General features: G+C 69.5%; 10 protein-coding genes and 1 riboswitch. All 10 genes read right to left on the bottom strand.

Going from position 1 to position 17,090, the window contains the following annotated elements; translation table 11 throughout:
• Positions 1 to 7: 7 nt before the first annotated feature.
• Positions 8 to 2,296 carry a ComEC/Rec2 family competence protein gene (locus ACRDPS_RS14350; protein WP_431502325.1) on the bottom strand — a complete coding sequence of 763 codons (2,289 nt, stop codon included), beginning with the start codon at positions 2,294 to 2,296 and terminating at the stop codon, positions 8 to 10.
• Positions 2,293 to 3,222 (bottom strand): helix-hairpin-helix domain-containing protein, encoded by a 930-nt coding sequence (locus tag ACRDPS_RS14345; protein WP_431502324.1) that lies wholly within the window; start codon positions 3,220 to 3,222, stop codon positions 2,293 to 2,295. The genes ACRDPS_RS14350 and ACRDPS_RS14345 overlap by 4 nt, the downstream gene beginning before the upstream one ends.
• Before the next feature lie 116 nt (positions 3,223 to 3,338).
• On the bottom strand, positions 3,339 to 4,199 hold the full coding sequence (locus ACRDPS_RS14340; RefSeq protein WP_431502323.1) for a DegV family protein: 861 nt from the start codon (positions 4,197 to 4,199) through the stop codon (positions 3,339 to 3,341).
• Positions 4,200 to 4,277: 78 nt separating this feature from the next.
• Positions 4,278 to 6,761, bottom strand: a complete 2,484-nt coding sequence (leuS, locus tag ACRDPS_RS14335; protein WP_431502322.1) for a leucine--tRNA ligase — start codon at positions 6,759 to 6,761, stop codon at positions 4,278 to 4,280.
• A 505-nt stretch (positions 6,762 to 7,266) separates the two neighbouring features.
• Positions 7,267 to 8,322 (bottom strand): lipoate--protein ligase family protein, encoded by a 1,056-nt coding sequence (locus tag ACRDPS_RS14330; RefSeq protein ID WP_431502321.1) that lies wholly within the window; start codon positions 8,320 to 8,322, stop codon positions 7,267 to 7,269.
• 246 nt (positions 8,323 to 8,568) lie between these two features.
• A complete protein-coding gene (locus ACRDPS_RS14325; RefSeq protein WP_431502320.1) occupies positions 8,569 to 9,936 on the bottom strand; it encodes an aminotransferase class V-fold PLP-dependent enzyme in 1,368 nt (455 codons plus the stop codon).
• A gap of 46 nt (positions 9,937 to 9,982) precedes the next feature.
• Positions 9,983 to 10,096: riboswitch (SAM riboswitch) on the bottom strand.
• Positions 10,097 to 10,186: 90 nt separating this feature from the next.
• On the bottom strand, positions 10,187 to 12,484 hold the full coding sequence (locus ACRDPS_RS14320; RefSeq protein ID WP_431502319.1) for a transglycosylase domain-containing protein: 2,298 nt from the start codon (positions 12,482 to 12,484) through the stop codon (positions 10,187 to 10,189).
• Positions 12,485 to 12,844: 360 nt separating this feature from the next.
• Positions 12,845 to 14,992 carry a catalase/peroxidase HPI gene (katG, locus tag ACRDPS_RS14315; RefSeq protein WP_431502318.1) on the bottom strand — a complete coding sequence of 716 codons (2,148 nt, stop codon included), beginning with the start codon at positions 14,990 to 14,992 and terminating at the stop codon, positions 12,845 to 12,847.
• A gap of 25 nt (positions 14,993 to 15,017) precedes the next feature.
• Complete coding sequence (locus ACRDPS_RS14310) at positions 15,018 to 15,452, bottom strand: Fur family transcriptional regulator (protein WP_431502317.1); 435 nt, start codon at positions 15,450 to 15,452, stop codon at positions 15,018 to 15,020.
• Positions 15,453 to 15,484: 32 nt separating this feature from the next.
• Positions 15,485 to 16,765 (bottom strand): MFS transporter, encoded by a 1,281-nt coding sequence (locus ACRDPS_RS14305; protein ID WP_431502316.1) that lies wholly within the window; start codon positions 16,763 to 16,765, stop codon positions 15,485 to 15,487.
• Positions 16,766 to 17,090: the final 325 nt, after the last annotated feature.

The raw sequence follows: 17,090 nt of genomic DNA, 5'->3' as shown, positions 1-17,090 counted from the left end.
CCGACACCTATTGCGTCACCACGTCGGCCTCGCCTCCTGACTCGACGATGGCGATCGAGCCGTCGCGATCGGTGCGGTAGACCTTGGTCCCGTCCTCCTCGAGCCCCCGGACCGTGGCCCTCGCCGGGTGACCGTAGTCGTTGTCGGCTCCGACCGAGGTGAGCGCGACCTGCGCCGACAACGCACGCAGCCAGTCGAGGTCCTGGTAGCGCGAGCCGTGGTGGGGCACCTTCAGCACGTCTATGTCGAGCCCGGCCAGGTCCTCGGCCAGCCGGTCCTGTCCTTCCGGCTCGATGTCTCCGGTCAGCAGCAGACGTAGGCCGTGGGACTCGACGAGCAGCACCACGCTGGCGTCGTTGGCCGTCGAGCCGTCCCCGGGGCCGCGGGTGTCGGAGTCGCCGGTCGGCCAGAGCACCTGGATCCGAGCCTCACCGAGCGTCGTCGTCGCTCCGTACGGTGCGGGAACCGGCACCACTCCTGCCGCACCGGCGGCCTCACCGAGAACCCGGACACCCGCGGACGGGTCCTGGAGGCGCGAGGTCCACAGCTCGGCGACCTGGCGCCCCGTGAAGAGGCCCTCGGCGCCGTTGACGTGGTCAGCGTGGAAGTGGGTGATCACGGCAAGCTGGACCTGCTCGACCCCCAGCCGATCGAGGCAGTCGTCGACGAGGGCGGGGTCGGGCCCGGCGTCCACGACCATCGCGCTGCCCGGGCCGGTACGCACCGCCAGCGCGTCTCCCTGCCCGACATCGCACATCACCAGCACCCAGCCCGGTGGCGGCCATCCCGGGCTGGGCAACCGCACCAGAGCGACCGCGAGCAGCAGCAGGCAGCCGGCCGCACCGGTGACCGGATGCCGAAGGACCCGCGGCGCCAGGAAAGCGATCGCGGCGCAGACGACCACCAGCATCAGCAGCGCGAGTGGCCCGGTGGCCCAGCCGACCTGCGCGGTCGGCAGCCCGGCACCGACACGGGCGACGACGATGATCCAGGCGACGCACCAGGTCGCGATCGTGCCCGCGACCATCCCGAGCGGATCCCACACCAACCCGAGCAGGCCACCCAACAGACCGAGCACGGTCGCCGGTGCGACGGCCGGCTCGACGAGCAGGTTGGCGAGCACCGCGACCAGGCTGACCTGTCCGGAGATGGCGGCGACCACCGGGGTGCACGCCAGCTGCGCCGCCGCCGGGACCGCGATCGCCTCCGCGCACCACTGCGGCATCCAGCGGCGCAGGGCGTCGCGCCACGGCGGGCCGAAGAGCAGGATGCCCGCCGTGGCCAGCACCGAGAGCGTGAAGCCGACCGATGTCGCCAACCCCGGGTCGATCAGCAGGAGCCCGATCACCGCCGCTCCCAGCCCCCGCAGCGCCCGCTGCCGACCGTTGTGGGTCATCGCCAGGAGCCCCACCGCGCCCATCGCGGCCGCTCGCACGACGCTCGGCTCGGTCCGTGCGAGCACGACGAATCCGAGGATGCCGAGCACCCCGATCGCGTACAGACCCCTTCCCCGCACTCCGGCCCAGCGGGCCACGATGAGCATGAACCCGACCACCAGGGTCAGGTTGGTGCCCGAGACGGCGAGCAGGTGGGTGAGCCCGGTGGTACGAAAGTCGTCGGCCAGATCGTCGGAGAGTCCGGTGTCGTCGCCGTCGACCAGGGCCGGGACCAGTGCGGCCTGATCGGGAGGCCGATGTGCCACCGCCTCCCGGATGGCGGCACGCAGCGTGTCCGAGACCCGCCACCAGATCCCCGGGCCGGCGACCACCCGAGGCTCCCCGGCGATCAGGAGCGCGGACTCCTCGTGCGAGTCGCTCTTGCCCAGTCGACCCGTCGTCGACACCGTCGCCCCGAGCGGGACGTCCGCCCACGCCTCATCGCCGAGCACGACCACCGGAGTACGCAGCCGGTAGACCACACCTCGGCCCTTGATCTCGCGCACGCTGGCGCGCCGGAGCTGGTAGGTCGCATGCTCACCGATCACCTCCATCGGGTCGGTGGTGACGGTGGCGAGCACCCGCACCTGGGCCTTTCTCTCGGCCAGGTCGGCCACCGGGTTGTCGCTGACGCGGGCAGCGTGCAGCCCGGCGACGGCCGCCGTCCCGGCGACCATCACCACCAAAGCCAGCGCCGTCGCGTGACGACGGCGAACCGCCCATCCACCCCCGATCCCCAAGACGCCGGCGACCAGCACCAGCAGGACCATCCCGACCCGCCCGCCTGCCACGACCACCGGCCCGGCCAGCGCCCCGGCCCAGGCGCCGGCGCCGAGGAGCGGCAGACGAAGGTCCTTCACAACGTGACCAGCGACTCGAGCGAGTCGAGGGTCTTCGGGCCGATCCCGTCGACCTCGAGCAGCTCATCGACGGAGGTGAAGGCACCGTTGGTCGTACGCCAGTCGATGATCGCCTGCGCCGTCACCGGTCCCACTCCGGGAAGGGTCTCCAGCTCCTCCATGGAGGCGGCGTTGAGGCTCACCCCTGCCCCGGGTCCTCCGGGCGCCGCGGCTCCCGGCCCACCCGAACCCGGCGGCACGGCACCGCCTCCGTTCGGGGCGCCGACCACGATCTGCTGCCCGTCGGTGAGCACGGCGGCGAGGTTGAGCCCGGCGAGGTGCTTGTGGGAGGACCCGCCGGCTGCCTCGACGGCGTCCACCACCCGCGACCCGACCGGCAGCACCACGATGCCCGGCTTGGGCACCTTGCCCTCGACGTCGACCGTCACCGTGCCGGCAGAAGCCCCGTCCGACGGCGACCCGGCCACGCTTCCAGGTGAGGCCGAACCCGTCGGCAACGGAACCAACGGCGATGCCGACCCCGACGGCGGCGCCGCTCGGGCGGCCGGCACCACCTCCGGATCGGACCGGATCATCCACCAGCAGGCCAGAGCCAACCCCGCGACCAGCACCAACGAGACGACGACGAGATGCCAGGGCCCGAGGCTCACCCGTCCACGCAGCGGCTCCGGCAGCACCACGTCGGGCGAGATCACGACCTGCCGTCGAGACGCATGGCGCCCCGGGACCGGCACCAACGGGTCCAGTTCAGCGGTATCGGTCGACCCCGGCCCGTCCCACCAGGGCGGCTGCCACTCCTCTCCGTCGCCATCCTCCAGCGGATCCGCGGGCTCGACCGCCTCGCCCGGCGGATCGAGCTCGGCTCGCAGCTCCTCCAGCCGGCGAGCGACGGCTTCGGCATGTTCGGAGGTTGATCGGGTGCGCATGCCGCCGAAGTTATGCGCCCTCGCCGACAGTTCCGAACGCGAATTCAGCGCCTGTGGATAACCCGATCCTCAACCGTGCCTGTGGACGGCAACCGGCCCGAAAAGCAGTGCCAGAATCAGAGCGCCGGCCCCACGGAGACAGCCACGCACCCCGGCCCCGCATGCGCGCCGAGCACCGAGCCCAGCTCCCCGACGCGTACGTCGCCGCTGATCCTGTCGGCCAGCTGCGCGGACAGTCCCTCGGCCATCGCGGCAGCCCGGTCGGGACTCCCCAGATGCGCGACGACGACCTCGACGGACTCTGCCCCCTCGCCTGCCTCGACCCCGAGCGCCTGCAGCCGCGCGATCGCCCGTTCAGCGGTACGCACCCGCGCATGCGGCACGACCCGTCCCTCCTCGATCGTGAGCAACGGCTTGACCGCCAGCGCAGTCCCGAGCAGAGCCGCGGCGGCGCCGATCCGCCCACCACGGCGCAGATACTCGAGCGTGTCGACGTAGAAGTAGGAGCTGGTCGCGCCGACCCGCTCCAGCGCGGCCGCGCGCGCCTCGGCGGCATCACCGCCGTGACCGGCCACCGCCGCGGCGGCCATGACAGCGAACCCCACACCAGGTCCGGCTTGTCGCGTGTCCACGGTGAGCACCGGCACCGGAGCCTCCCGCGCCGCCAGCATCGAGGACTCGCACGTCGCGCTCAGCTCGGCGGAGAGGTGGATCGAGACGATCTCCTCGAACCCCTGGGCGGCCAGCTTGGCGTACGTCTCCGCCAGCAGCGCCGGCGAGGGTCGTGAGGTCGTCACTGTCTTGTGCGCGGCCAACGCCGCCAGCAGCGCCTCCGGCGACGTCTCCTCCACCCCGTCGTCGTACGCGGTCTCATCCACGATCACCTGCAACGGCACCGATGTGATCAGCTCCGCGGCATCCCCGAGATCGGATGGAAGCATCGCGGTCGAGTCCGTCACGATCGCTACCCGGGCCATGGCTGAAGCGTACAGATCGACCCATCCTGTCGGCTCGCCGCAGCGAGCCGACAGGATCGGACGACGATCAGACGAGGATCAGACGACGATGTTGACCAGCTTGGGCGCCCGGACGATGACCTTCCGCACGGTCTGCCCCTCGATCGCCGCGGCGATCGCGGGGTCGGCCAGCGCGGCGGCCTCCAGGTCGGCCTCGGAGATGGACGGCGAGACCTCCAGGCGCGCGCGCACCTTGCCCTTGATCTGGACGACCGCGGTCACGACGTCCTCCACGAGCAGGTGGGGCTCGACCGTGGGCCACGCAGCTCGCGCGACCGTCGGTTCGTGCCCCAGGATCTCCCACATCTCTTCGGCGGTGTACGGCGCGACCAGCGACAGCAGGATCGCAACGGTCTCCGCGGCCTCACGTACGGCGGGGTCGGCGGGGCCGACACCGGAGTCGATCGCCTTCCGGGTCGCGTTGACGAGCTCCATCACTCGGGCCACGACCACGTTGAACCGGTAGGACTCGATCAGCTGCTCGGCCTCGGCGACCGTCTTGTGAGTCGTACGCCGCAGCGCGACGTCACCACCGGTGACATCAGCACCCGGGGACGACGTCACGTCGCCGGCCAGCCGCCAGGCGCGCTGCAGGAACCTCACCGAGCCGGCCGGCGAGACGTCGGCCCAGTCGATGTTGTCCTCCGGCGGGGAGGCGAAGACCAGGGTCAGCCGGGTCGCGTCGACACCGAACTCCTCCAGCACATCCGACAGGTTCACACCGTTACCCAGCGACTTCGACATCTTCTTGCCGCCGTTGATGACCTTGCCCTGGGACAGGTAGGCCGAGAACGGCTCGTCCCAGTCGATCAGACCGATGTCGCGCAGCGCCTTGGTGAAGAACCGCGCGTACATCAGGTGCAGCACCGCGTGCTCGTCGCCGCCCAGGTAGAAATCGACCGGGCCCCACTCGCTGGCCAGCTCGGAGGAGAACGCCTGGCTCTCGTCGGTCGCGGACAGGTAGCGCAGGAAATACCACGACGAGTCCACGAAGGTGTCCATCGTGTCCGAGTCCCGCGTGGCCGGACCACCGCACTTCGGGCAGGCCACGTTGACCCACTCCGAGGCAGCCGCCAGCGGCGAGACGCCCTTGGGCTTCAGGTCGGCTCCGGCCAGGTCGGGCAGCTGCACCGGCAGCTGGTCGTCCGGCACCGCCACCTCACCGTCGACCGGGCAGTGCACGATCGGGATCGGCGCGCCCCAGTAGCGCTGCCGCGACAGCAGCCAGTCGCGCAGCCGGTAGTTGATCGTGCCCTTGCCGTGGCCCTCGGCCTCGAGCTTCTCGATGATCTTGTGGATCCCGCTCGCCTTGTCGGCGACACCCTCCAGCTCGGCGGAGTTCACGTACGCACCGTCGCCGACGGTCGCGACGTACGTCTCCTCGGGGTTGTCCGCGCCCGGCACGTCCACGACGCGGCGCACCGGCAGCGAGAACTCCTTGGCGAAGTCCAGGTCGCGCTGGTCGTGGGCCGGGACGGCCATCACGGCGCCGGTGCCGTAGTCGGCCAGCACGTAGTCGGCGGCCCACACCGGGATCTGCTCGCCGTTGACCGGGTTGGTCGCGGTGACGCCCAGGTCGACACCGGTCTTGGGACGGTCCGTCGCCAGCCGGTCGATGTCGGAGGCCTTGCGTACGTCCTCGACGTAGCCCTCCAGGTCGCCACGGCGCTCCGGGGCGACGATCTCGGCGGCCAGGTCCGCATCGGCGGCGACGACCATGAAGGTCGCCCCGTACAGCGTGTCCGGGCGGGTCGTGAAGACGGTGACCGACTTCGTCTGCCCGTCGGCCAGGGAGATCTCGAAGTCGACGTGCGCGCCCTCGGACCGGCCGATCCAGTTGCGCTGCATGTTGACGACCTTGCCGATCCAGGTGTCCTGCAGCTGGTCCAGCCCGTCGTACAGCTCCTCGGCATAGGCCGTGGTCCTGAAATACCACTGCGTCAGGTCACGCTTGGTGACCACCGCGCCGCAGCGCTCGCACTCGCCGTTGACGACCTGCTCGTTGGCCAGCACGGTCTGGTCGTTGGGGCACCAGTTGACCGGCGACTTCTTGCGGTAGGCCAGGCCCGCCTCGTACAGCTTCAGGAAGATCCACTGAGTCCACTTGTAGTACTCAGGATCGGAGGTGTGCAGACGGCGCGACCAGTCGAAGGAGATGCCGTAGCGCTTGAACGACTCCGCCTGGGTCTCGATGTTGGCGTAGGTCCAGCCGGCGGGGTTCTCGTTGCGCTTGATCGCGGCGTTCTCGGCGGGCAGGCCGAACGAGTCCCAGCCGATCGGGTTGAGGACGTCGAAGCCCTTCAGCCACCAGTATCGAGCCAGTACGTCGTGCAGGGCCGTCACCTCGGCGTGACCCATGTGGAGGTCACCGGAGGGGTAGGGGAACATCGTCAGCGCGTAGCGCTTCTCGGCCCCCTCGCGCTGGCCGGCCTTGAACGGCTCCAGCTTCTCCCAGATGGGGCGCCACTTGTCCTGCAGCTCGGTGACGTCGTACGTCGCCTGCTCGGCCTGCTCCTGCGTCATTGGTCTTTCGTCCTTGTCGAGTGTCGTGCGTCAAGACTGCTTCTGGAACGATCCCTACAAATGAGAAGGGCCCCTCACATGGAGGGGTAGCCGCGTGACCTGGGTGTGTCCCTCAGGGTCAGCGCGGCTGCCTAAGAAGCAGGACAGACATCTGCATGTCACCAGGGTAGCCGACCTGGACGCGCGTCGTCATTCGAGCCCATCGCCCAGTTGGGTCCGAAGACCCGGAAACTACGGTCCAAATCCTCTGGTCCAGTACTTTCAATACCCCATGAGTTCCACCCTGCAGATCGACCGACAGAAAATACGCTCGGAGGGCGCATCTTCTATTGCGAGCGTGAGTTGGCGCGTGTCAGACTGACGGCGCTCCGCTGCTCGTGATGTCGGTCGTGAATGAGGACCCCCCCATCTCATCCAAGGAACGCTCCGAGCAGCGGAGTCCAATACTTTGAGGCCGCCGACTCCGTCGGCGGCCTCAAAACGTATTGGAGATCGAGCGACGCGCCTACGGCACGCGATTGACCCACTCCCGCGTCCCATGCTTGCTCTCGACCAGCGCCGCCGCCTCGTCGAGCGTCGCCCGATCGAGCCCGACGTACGCAGCTCCGAAGCTCTCCTCGAACTCGGTCAGCAGCGCCGCGATGACCTTGTCCCGGCTCAGCCCGGTCTGGGACCGGATCGGGTCGACGCGCTTGGTCGCGCTCCTGGTGCCCTTGTCGGACATCTTCTCCCGGCCGATCCGGAGCACCTCGAGCATCTTGTCCGCGTCGATGTCATAGGCCATCGTGACGTGGTGCAGCACCCCGCCCGGGACCCGCTTCTGAGCGGCACCGGCGATCTTGCCGACCGGCGAGGCGATGTCGTTCAGACCGGCGTAGGCCGCCTCGATCCCCACGCTGCGCAGCCCGCGCAGCACCCACTCGTCGAGGAAGGCGTACGACTCCTGGAACGTCATCCCGGCCACGAGCGTGTCGGGGACGGCGAGGCTGTAGGTGATCGTGTTGCCGGGCTCGATGAACATGGCGCCGCCGCCGGAGATGCGGCGTACGACCTCGATGCCGTGACCCTCCGCGGCGGCCTCGTCGACCTCGTTGGAGAGCGACTGGTAGCTGCCGATCACGACCGCGCCGCTCGCCCAGTCCCAGAACCTCAGGTTGGGGGCGCGACGGCCCTCGGCGACCTGGCGGGCGATGACCTCGTCGAGGGCCATCTGCACCCGCGGCTCCAGCGGGCCGGTCTCGACGATCTCCAGATCGAGGTCGTCCCAGGTCGTGGCCCGGCCAAGCGCCCGCATCACCGCCAGTGCGACGTCGCGGGTGCCGAAGCCGACCAGGTCGGCATCACGTGCCGCCACGTCGAGGGCCACCGTCAGCTCGTCGACGGAGGCGTCCGCCGGCTGCCCCTCCAGCGCCGCGGTCAGCCACCCCAGCGCCTCGTCAGGTTCCAGGAAGAAGTCGCCCGAGACGACGACGTCGATGATCGTGTCCGCGGAGACGGTGGCGTCGACGACGACCAGCTTCCCGCCGCGTACCTTCCGCTCGCCATGCACTCGTTCGCTCACATCTCCACAACACCGTGAGCAGGTCATTCCATCCCGAGGTCTCGACAGGCTCGACCACCGGACTGCGCGGGAGCTAGTGGTCATCGCCTCAAGTTCGTCCCTGGTCCGCCGACATGGCACGCACTGGGCGGCGTTGCCCCCGCTCGAAAGACCCCGGTATGCCTTCGCGGGGAGGTCTGAACGAAGTGGCCTTTGCCCCGCACGCACCCGGACGACGGACCAGGGACGAACTATCGGCTCCGACCACTAGACCGAGGCGCCGCAGGAGCCGGCGGTGTCGGCGAGGCGGGTGAGGCCGGCCGGGCCGACGAGCGGGCGCGGGTCCTCGGCGAGCGTCCAGACACCGTCCACGAGGACGTACTCACCCCGGACGTCACCCTCCACAAGGGACCGTACGCCGGCCACCAACCGGTCCACGTCGGCGACCGAGGTCCCGATGCCGATGCTCGCGCGCACCGCGCCGCCGGTCAGCCCGAGACGCTTGAGGAGCGGCTGTGCGCAGAAGCGACCGTCGCGTACGCCCAGGCCGTGCTCGGCGGAGAGGTAGGCGGCGACCCGGCCGGGCTCGATGCCCGCCACGGTGAACGTCACCACACCGACTGGCTCGGCCGGCTCTCCGCCGGTCGTCTTGCGCTCCGCCTCTGGAGCCCACAGACGTACGACCTCGACGCCCGCCAACGCGGTCAGGCCGGTCACGAGGCGCTCCCTCAGCGATGCCTCGTGACGATCCAGCTCGGCGGCCGCGAGGCCGCCGAGGGTCGTACAGGCAGCGGCCAGTGCTGCCGCGCCGATGACGTTGGGCGAGCCGCCCTCGTGGCGGGCGGGGGCGGGTTGCCACGAGGTTTCGACCAGCTCGATGCCCGAGTCGTGACTGGCGTCGTCGACCGCTCCCCCGCCGGCGAGGTAGGGCGTGCCGACGTCGAGCCAGTCGCGGCGCCCGACCAGGGCGCCGGCGCCATAGGGGGCGTAGAGCTTGTGGCCGGAGAAGGCGACGTAGTCGGCGTCGCTCTCCGCGAGCGAGAAGTGGCGATGGGCGAGCAGCTGGGCGCCGTCGACGAAGACCCGCGCACCGTGGGCGTGGGCCAGGGTGACGACCTCGCCGACCGGCACCGCCTCGCCGGTGACGTTGGAGGCGCCGGTGATCGCGACGAGGGCATACGTTTCGCGGGCGAGCTCGTCCGCAAGCGCGGCGATGGTGCCGGCGAGGGTGTCCCGGCCCGCGACCACGCTCACCCCTGCCGCGACGCGGTGCCACGGGAGCAGGTTGGCGTGGTGCTCGATGTCGAGGACGAGGACCCGGCCGGGTACGCAGCCGGCGAGCAGGTTCACCGAGTCCGTGGTGTTGCGGGTGATGACGGTGACGTCGTCCTCGCGGGCGCCGACGTAGTCGCCGATCTGCTCGCGCGACTGCTCATAGAGAGCCGTCGAGACCTGGGAGAGATAGCCGGCGCCACGGTGGACGGAGGCGTACCAGGGCAGCACCTCGGCCACCCGGTCGGCCACGCTCTGCAGCGCCGGCGCCGACGCGGCGACGTCGAGGTTGGCGTACGTCCTCGTGGTGCCGTCCAGCAGCGGGACCTGGGTGTTCGAGCCGACGAGCGGGAGCAGGGACATGGGTCACCCTTCTCGGGATCAGGGCTCCCCCAGGGTTGCCCGGAGAAGCACGCGCTTGCCCACGCCACCTCGGCGCGAGCCAGGTCGTCACCCGGAGCACCCCACCGCGTAGGAGGGTTGCCCGCCAGCAAGCCGGGGCTTCGCGCTGGCAGTCGTGACCTTGCCCAAGAGGGTGCCGGAGACCGGCTCTGCTCGCCAAACCGACATCTCGATACGTGGGCATGCGTCTCGCGATTCGGTCATCTCTGCGTCAGTCGTCGCCTCGCCCCGGACGCCCGTCGCCCCACGGCCGGCCCTCGCCGTCTCCCTCGCCGTCCCCCTCGTCGCCGTCACAGGCGCCGAAGAGCTCCGCGATGGGGTCACATTCCTCATCGTCATCTTCGGGCGGGGGCGGCGGAGCGATCAGCTCCTCCTCGTGACCGGGCTCGGGGTCGGTGCCGTCGACGTAGACCGGCTCAGGGAAGCTCTCGACCTCCTTGCCGTCCATGGCCTTCGCCATGATCGCCGCCCAGGTCTCCGTGGGATAGTCGGCACCGAAGTAGGACGGCATCCAGCCACCGTCGAGCTTGCCTTCGCCGTTGCCGCGTGAGTAGCGGACGGCCGTGGCGATCTGCGGGGTGTAGCCCACGAACCACGACGAGCAGACGTACTGTGCATTCGTGCACGTGCCCGTTCCGGTCTTGCCGGCGACCGGACGGCCGATGCTCTGGGCCTTCTGCCCCGAGCCGCTCTGCACCACACCCTGCATGGCGTAGGTGACGTCCGCCGCGACGTCCTCGGAGATCGCGTGCCGGGCGTTCTTGCGGCCGTTCCAGCTGTAGAGGACGTTGCCGGCGCGATCACGGACCTTCTTCACGACGTGTACGTCGTGCCGATAGCCGCCGTTGGCGATCGTGGCGTAGGCGTTGGCCATGTTGATCGGGCTGACGTTGGCCCCACCCAGCGCGATCCGGTCGTCCTGATCGGTCAGGAAGCTGGACGTGCCCGGAATACCGGGGAGCGTCGGATCGGCCTTCTCCGGCGGGAGGCCGGCCGCGAGCGCGGTGTCGTAGATCGCCTTGCGACCCGCCTCCGGTCCACCCATCGACTCGGTCATGTCGATGAAGGCGGTGTTCACCGACTGCTCCATCGCCTTGAGCATGGTGATGTGCTGGCCGTAGTCCATCCCGTCGGCGATCCCGGCCTGCTCGCCCTCGTTGACCACCTCGGATCCCGTGTAGGACGTGAACGGCGAGTCCCCCGCCCAGGTCGACTCGAGCGAGTAGCCCTTCTCGATCGCGGCAGCCGCGGCGAAGGCCTTCATCGTCGACCCCGCGTGACCGCCGGTCGCGGCCCAGTTGTGCTGGCTGGCGAGGTAGTCCTGGCCGCCGTAGAAGCCGAGCAGCGAACCGCTGTCCACGTCTATCGACGCGGTCGCGACGTGCAGCGCGTTCTTCTGCTCGGGGTCACCCTTGACGTACGCCTTCCGGTTCTTCGGCTTCACCTGCCTGGCCGCCGACGCCGAGGCCTTCATGACCTTCGGCGAGAGCGTCGAGGTGATCCGCAGACCGCCGCTGTCGATCTGCTCCTCGGTGAAGACCGGCTTGCCCTTGGCATCGGTGAGGCCGAGCAGCTCGGCCTTGATCATGGTCAGCGCATGGCCCCGTTGGCCGCCCAGCCTGCTCGAGACCGTCTTGGCGGGGAACTTCGGCAGCGCGTCCTTCACCTTGTCGGCGTCGGCCTGCTTCAGGGAGCCGAGCTCGACCATGCCCCGCAGGACGTACTGATAGCGGCCGAGCAGCTCCTCCTCGCCGCGGAAGGAGCTGCTCGCCGGGTCGAACCCACGCGGGTTGTTGAGGATCGCGGCGAGCGCGACCGTCTCTCGCAGCGACAGGTCCTTGGTGGACTTGGCGAAGTAGGCCTTCGCGGCCGCCTCGATGCCGTACGCCCCGCGGTTGAAGTAGATCGTGTTGAGGTAGTCGGTGAGGATCTGGTCCTTGCTCTTCTGCCTGGTCAGCTTCAGGGCGATGACCGCTTCCTTCAGCTTGCGCGAGTAGGAGTGCTCGGCGTTGAGGTAGTAGTTCTTGACGTACTGCTGGGTGATCGTGGACGCACCCGACGAGGTGCCCTCGGTGGTGTTGGAGAAGGCGGCCCGCAGGATGCCGGCGGCGTCGACGCCGCTGTTGTCGTAGAACGTACGGTCCTCGGCGGCGACCACGGCCTGCTTGACCATCTCCGGGATCTCGTCGGCATCGAGCTTGATCCGGTTCTGGTCACCCTCCTGGAAGCGGCCGAGCTCGGTCTTCGCGTTGTTGTAGTAGACGAAGGAGGTCTCGACCTCGAAGGCGGCGTTGGGGTCGGGTACCGAGATCCGGTTGTAGGCCACGATCGCCGTCACCGAACCGATCAGCGCGATGGCCAGGAACCCGACCAGCGCCACCTTGGCCGAGAGCTTCCCCCAGTGTCGCCAGCTCGTGGCTGGTGCGCCCTTGGTTGCGCCCTTGGGGGTCGAGCTCCTCGACGCCCACTTCTCAGCGGCCCAGGCCTTGGCCGGCTCCGCCTTGGCCACCCAGGCCGAGGCCCAGGACGGCGTGGGCGTCGCCCGGCGAGCACCCGGACGGCTGGGCGTGGCGTGGTGTTGTCCTGCTGGTTGGCCTGGAATCCGAGGGGCTGGAGGCGGAGGCGGTCGCCAGGACGGTGGCGGCCCGGTGGGGCCCTTCGGAGGCTCGGCGCTCCGCTGTTCCATTGCTCTCACCTGACATAGACAGCTGATTCCCTCCCCCACACAGCGAGAGGCCCGAGACGGCGGCCGTTGATCCTACCGGGGCGGGTATGACACCGGAGGCCGACCCCTTGCGGGACCGGCCTCCGGGATCAGACGTACGCCGCGGCGTACGGCCTCAGCTCACTGCAACTTGTCAGCGTCTTGTCAGCTCTTCAGGTCGAAGCGGTCGTTCTCCATGACCTTGACCCACGCCTTGACGAAGTCGCCGACGAACTTCTCCTTGGCGTCGCTCGACGCGTAGTGCTCAGCGAGGGCACGGAGCTCGGAGTTGGCGCCGAAGACCAGGTCGACCCGCGACGCGTTCCAGCCGTTGGACGAGGTGTAGGTCTGCTCGTCCGCGGAGGGGGTCCACTCCTGCCACTCCACGAGGTTGACGAAGAAGTCGTTCGTCAGCGTGCCCGGCTTCTCGGTGAGTACGCCGAGGTCGGAGCCGTCCCAGTTGTTGCCGATCACGCGCAGACCGCCGGCGAGCACGGTCGTCTCGGGGGCGGAGAGGCCCAGGAGGTTGGCGCGGTCGATGAGGAGGAACTCGCTCGGCAGCTTCAGGAATCCGGAGTCGTAGTTGCGGAAGCCGTCGGAGACCGGCTCCAGCCAGGCGAACTGCTCCTCAGAGGTCTGCTCCTGGGTGGCGTCGACACGGCCCGGGGTGAACGGGACGGTCACGTCGTAGCCACCGGCCTTCGCGGCCTGCTCCACACCGACCCCACCGGCGAGCACCACGACGTCGGCGAAGGAGACGCCGGTCGTCGCGGCGATCTCCTCGAGCTCGGCCAGGACCGGCTTGAGCTCGTCGGGCTGATTGACCTTCCAGGAGACCTGCGGCTCCAGACGGATGCGACCGCCGTTGGCGCCACCGCGCTTGTCGGAGTCACGGTAGGTCGCGGCGGCCTTCCACGCGGTGGAGACGAGCTGCTGGACCGTCAGACCGGACGCGGCGATCGCGCTCTTCGCAGCGTCGATCGCGGCTGCGTCGATCGCGCCGCCCGTGGCGGGCAGCGGGTCCTGCCAGTCCAGGTCCTCGGCAGGAACCTCGGGGCCGGCGTAGCGGCTCTTCGGACCCAGGTCGCGGTGGGTCAGCTTGAACCACGCGCGAGCGAAGGCGTCCGCGAAGGCGTCCTGGTCGTCCTTGAAGCGGCGCGAGATCGCGTCGAGCTCCGGGTCCACGCGCAGGGCGAGGTCGGAGGTGAGCATGCGCGGCTCGCGCTTGCCCTCGCCGTGAGCCTCGGGGACGAGGTCGGCACCGCCGTTGTTCTTCGGCTTCCACTGCTTGGCGCCGGCCGGGGACTCGCTGAGCTCCCAGTCGTAGGCGTAGAGGATGTGGAAGAACTCGTTGTCCCAGCGGGTGGGGTGGTAGGTCCAGGTGACCTCGAGACCAGAGGTGAGCGCGTCGGCGCCGGAACCGGTGCCGTGGCCGTTCTTCCAGCCGAGACCCTGGTTCTCCAGCGGAGCGGTCTCCGGGTCGGGGCCGAGCTGGTCGTCGGGGTGGGCGCCGTGGGTCTTGCCGAAGGTGTGGCCACCCGCGATCAGGGCGACGGTCTCCTCGGAGTCCATCCCCATCCGGCGGAAGGTCTCCTTGATGTCGACCGCGGAGGAGGCCGGGTCGCTGTTGCCGTTCGGGCCCTCCGGGTTGACGTAGATCAGACCCATCTGAACCGCGGCGAGCGGCGCCTCGAGGTCGCGGTCACCGGTGTAGCGAGCATCGTCGAGCCAGACGTTCTCCGGACCCCAGTAGACGTCCTCGTCGGGCTCCCACACGTCCGCGCGGCCACCGGAGAAGCCGAAGGTCTTCAGGCCCATGGTCTCCAGGGCGACGTTGCCGACCAGCACATACAGGTCCGCCCAGGAGAGCGACTGGCCGTACTTGGCCTTGACCGGCCACAGCAGGCGGCGAGCCTTGTCGAGCGAGACGTTGTCGGGCCAGGAGTTGAGGGGCGCGAAGCGCTGCTGTCCGCTGCCGGCGCCGCCGCGGCCGTCGTGGCTGCGGTACGTGCCCGCGGCGTGCCAGGCAAGACGAATCATGAACGGGCCATAGTTGCCGAAGTCCGCCGGCCACCAGTCCTTGGAGTCGGTCAGGACTGCGGCGATGTCGGCCTTGACGGCGGCAAGGTCGAGCGCCTCGAACGCCGCCTTGTAGTCGAAGTCAGGGTCGACCGGGCTGGCCACAGGGTTGTGCTTCGCCAAGATCTTCAGGTTGAGCTTGTTCGGCCACCATTCCTGGTTGGCGCTGCCGCCGGTCGGGTGAACGCGGCCGGCATTCATGACCGGGCACTTACCCACGGACTCTTCAGACATCTGGTTCCAATCCTCGTTGTTCGGATCACTTACTTGCTCCGCTGGCGGCCTGACACTTCGGGCAGGTGCCCCAATAGATGACCTCGGCCTCGTCGACGACGAAGCCGTGGTCGTCCGATGCCGTCAAGCAGGGCGCATCGCCGACGGCGCAGTCGACGTCGGCGATGGACCCGCAGGAACGGCAGACCACGTGGTGGTGGTTGTCCCCGATCCGGGACTCGTAGCGAGCCACCGAGCCGGACGGTTGGATGCGGCGTACGATCCCGGCCGCCGAGAGCGCGGCCAAGGAGTCGTAGACGGCTTGGTGGGAGACGTCGGGAAGCCTCTCGCGCACTGCCCCGAGGATCGTCTCGGTGTCGGCGTGCGCATGTTCGGAGACAGCACCCAGCACGGCCACTCGGGGTCGGGTGACGCGCAGCGAGGCCCCCCGCAGCAGCTCTTCGTACGTCTCGTTCCCCACGTGTCAGAGTCTTGCGCCAAATCTTGAATGAGTCAAGAAACGGCGGGGAAATCTTCGGTTTCGTACGTCGCGGCGGGCCGGATCGCGAAACGGCGGGCCATCAGCGGGATCAGGACGGCCACGGCGAGCGGGATGACGAACATCGAGCGTTCACCGAAGATCTCGGCCACCGCGGCGATCAGCGAGGCGGCGGCGAGATAGCCGGCATAGTTGGCCAGGTTGACCCGCGCGATCGCCGCCTCGGCGTTCTCCGGGGAGATGTGCGCGGCGGCCACGAACGACTGCGGCGGGACCATCGCGAGGCTGCCGCCCAGGATCGCGAAGCCGACGGCCGCCACGCTCCAATGAGGTGCGACGACGATCAGCGCCAGGGCACCCACGCCGACGATCCCGCCGGTCCGGATCACCCTCTCCGGGCCGAATCGGGCGACGAGGTGGTCGCCGGGGAGGCGTACGGCCAAAAGCACCAGCTGGTAGCCCGCATAGATCGCCGGCGCCACCGCCGCCGCGGCACCCAAGCCGTCGACGACATAGATACCGCCCCACGCCGAGGCCGCCGAGTCGATGAACCACATCGCGAACGTCGGCACCGCGACCAGGAGCAGCGGCAGCCACGGCAGCGCCCGGGTCGAGCTTGTCGAGACCTCCGGCGCCACCCCGGTGGTCGAGCTTGTCGAGACCTCCGACGCCACCCCGGTGGTCGAGCTTGTCGAGACCTCCGACGCCACCCCGGTGGTCGAGCTTGTCGAGACCTCCGACGAGCCCGCGAGGAGGAGCCGGAACGTGGCGGCGTTGGCGGCCAGACCGACGAGAGCGATGGGGATCATGTCCATCCCCAGAGGTACGTGGAGGGCGATCGTCGCCGTCGCGTAGACGGCCCCGAGCACGGCCGCCGCGCTCCACATCGCGTGGAAGCCGTTCATGAGTGGGCGGCCGTACGCGTCCTGGGTGGCGGTCCCCTGCATGTTCATCGAGGCATCGACGCCGCCGAGGAAGAAGCCGTAGACGCCGATCAGCGCCAGCAGGGTCGCCATGGTCGGCGCGAACGCGGGCGCGACCGCGGTCACGGAGGCGCCGGCGAGCATCAGCGAGAGGGTCGTGGCACTGCCGATCCGGATGGCGAGGTGACCGGCTACGACGCTGCCGACGGCTCCGACGGCGGTGGTGGTGCCGAGTACGACGAACACATCAGCGGCGCTGAGGTCGAGCTTGGACTGGATCGACTCCAGCCGGGTGATCAGCGAAGCGAAGGTCAGTCCCTGGATCGCGAACGCGACGAAGACCGCCGTCCGGGCCAGCTGGAGTCGGGTCATCGTCGCTTCCTTAGCGTTCGGGATGCGCGAAGTCTGCCCCTTCCGGGTCTGCTCGCGCACCCGTTCGCCCGACTTCTGCCGGCGACACGTCTGTCGCCCGCCTTTTGTTGAGAGGCTGTTGTCCGGTGGTCGAGCTTGTCTCGACCGCGTTGTCCCGGTGGTCGAGCTTGTCTCGACCGCGTTGTCCCGGGGGTCGAGCTTGTCCAGGCCCCTACGCCCCCGGCGGTCGAGCTTGCCGAGACCACGTCGACTCCGGCGGTCGAGCCTGTCGAGACCCCCACGCCCCCGGCGGTCGAGCCTGTCGAGACCCCCACGCCCCCGGCGG

It is taken from the genome of Nocardioides sp. (genome assembly GCF_050699375.1).
Taxonomy (GTDB): Bacteria; Actinomycetota; Actinomycetes; order Propionibacteriales; family Nocardioidaceae; genus Nocardioides.
Note: the sequence above shows the minus strand (reverse complement) of the source record. Positions and strands in the feature narration are given on the sequence as shown.

Bases quoted from the DNA above. Each gene is read 5' to 3' on its own strand.
- ACRDPS_RS14305 (WP_431502316.1), bottom strand. From the start codon at position 16,765: ATGACCCGACTCCAGCTGGCCCGGACGGCGGTCTTCGTCGCGTTCGCG.
- leuS (WP_431502322.1), bottom strand. From the start codon at position 6,761: ATGACGCAGGAGCAGGCCGAGCAGGCGACGTACGACGTCACCGAGCTG.
- katG (WP_431502318.1), bottom strand. From the start codon at position 14,992: ATGTCTGAAGAGTCCGTGGGTAAGTGCCCGGTCATGAATGCCGGCCGC.
- ACRDPS_RS14325 (WP_431502320.1), bottom strand. From the start codon at position 9,936: ATGTCCCTGCTCCCGCTCGTCGGCTCGAACACCCAGGTCCCGCTGCTG.
- ACRDPS_RS14345 (WP_431502324.1), bottom strand. From the start codon at position 3,222: ATGCGCACCCGATCAACCTCCGAACATGCCGAAGCCGTCGCTCGCCGG.
- ACRDPS_RS14340 (WP_431502323.1), bottom strand. From the start codon at position 4,199: ATGGCCCGGGTAGCGATCGTGACGGACTCGACCGCGATGCTTCCATCC.